Annotated in this window: 1 protein-coding gene; it reads left to right on the top strand. The window is 72.2% G+C overall.

What is annotated here, in order from left to right:
- Positions 1–378 precede the first annotated feature (378 nt).
- Positions 379–1,748 (top strand): phosphoenolpyruvate carboxylase (locus LCE31_RS39205; RefSeq protein WP_225023026.1); only part of this gene is annotated, 1,370 nt, incomplete at its 3' end.

The raw sequence follows: 1,748 nt of genomic DNA on the forward strand, positions 1-1,748 counted from the left end.
CCCGCCGCCGCGAGCGACGCCGCACGGTCCCGCAGCGGCGCCGCGAGCGGGTTCACGAGCGCCGTTGCGGCGCCGCCGCGAACCCGCCGCGTGCCGCGACGGCAGGCCCTCAGTATCGCAGCGCCCCTATCGCGACGAGAGGCCTGTGGATAACGTCGGGGCCGAGACACATATCCTGGTGCCCGTCGGACAGCGCGGTCCGCACGACCGGCTGCCCCGCGACGACCGGCAGGCGGTCTGAAGCCTCCAGAACCCTCCAGACGTGCTCAAACACTGCAAGGAGCCGCACCTGTGAGCAGTGCCGACCAGACCCCCACCCAGCGCGCCCAGGCCGCCAGTACCCCCGCCGGCTCCGCCGGTGCCTCCGCGAGCGCCGAGCTGCGCTCCGACATCCGCCGCCTCGGCGACCTGCTGGGCGAGACGCTCGTACGCCAGGAAGGGCAGGACCTCCTCGATCTCGTCGAACGCGTCCGCGCCCTCACCCGCGAGGACGGCGAGGCAGCCGCCGAGCTCCTCGGCGAGACCGATCTGAACACCGCGGCCAAGCTGGTCCGCGCCTTCTCCACCTATTTCCACCTGGCCAACGTCAGCGAGCAGGTCCACCGCGGCCGCGAACTGCGCGACCGCCGCGCCCAGGAGGGCGGCCTGCTCGCCCGCACGGCGGACCGCCTGAAGGACGCGGACCCGGAGCACCTGCGCGAGACCGTGCGCAACCTCAACGTGCGCCCCGTCTTCACCGCGCACCCCACCGAGGCCGCCCGCCGCTCCGTCCTCAACAAGCTCCGCCGTATCGCGGAGCTGCTGGAGACCCCGGTCAACCCGTCCGACCGGCGCCGCCACGACCTGCGCCTCGCCGAGTCGATCGACCTGATCTGGCAGACGGACGAACTCCGCGTCGTACGGCCCGAGCCCGCCGACGAGGCCCGCAACGCGATCTACTACCTGGACGAACTCCACGCGGGTGCCGTCGGGGACGTCCTCGAAGACCTCACCGCCGAACTCGAACGCGTCGGCGTCGAGATGCCGCACGGCACCCGCCCCCTCACGTTCGGCACCTGGATCGGCGGCGACCGCGACGGCAACCCCAACGTCACGCCCGCCGTCACCGGCGACGTGCTGATCCTCCAGCACGAGCACGGCATCACCGACGCGCTCGACATGATCGACACCCTGCGCGGGCAGCTCTCCAACTCCATCCGCTACACCGGCGCCACCGAGGAACTCCTCGACTCCCTCGCCACCGACCTCCAGCGCCTCCCGGAGATCAGCCCCCGCTACAAGCGGCTCAACGCCGAGGAGCCCTACCGGCTCAAGGCCACCTGCATCCGGCAGAAGCTCGTCAACACCCGCGAGCGCCTCGCGAAGAACACCCCGCACGAGCCGGGCCGCGACTACCTCGGCACCGCCGAACTCCTCGCGGACCTCACGCTCATCCAGACGTCCCTGCGGGAGTACCGCGGCGGCCTCTTCGCCGACGGCCGCATGGACCGCACGATCCGCACCCTCGCCGCGTTCGGCCTCCAGCTCGCCACCATGGACGTACGCGAACACGCCGACGCCCACCACCACGCCCTCGGCCAGATGTTCGACCGGCTCGGCGAGGAGTCCTGGCGGTACGCCGACATGCCCCGCGAGAACCGGCAGAAGCTCCTCGCCAAGGAACTCCGCTCCCGCCTCCGCGAGCGCCGAGCTGCGCTCCGACATCCGCCGCCTCGGCGACCTGCTGGGCGAGACGCTCGTACGCCAGG

The sequence above is a fragment of the Streptomyces sp. 8L genome, assembly GCF_020176795.1.
Lineage (GTDB): Bacteria > Actinomycetota > Actinomycetes > Streptomycetales > Streptomycetaceae > Streptomyces.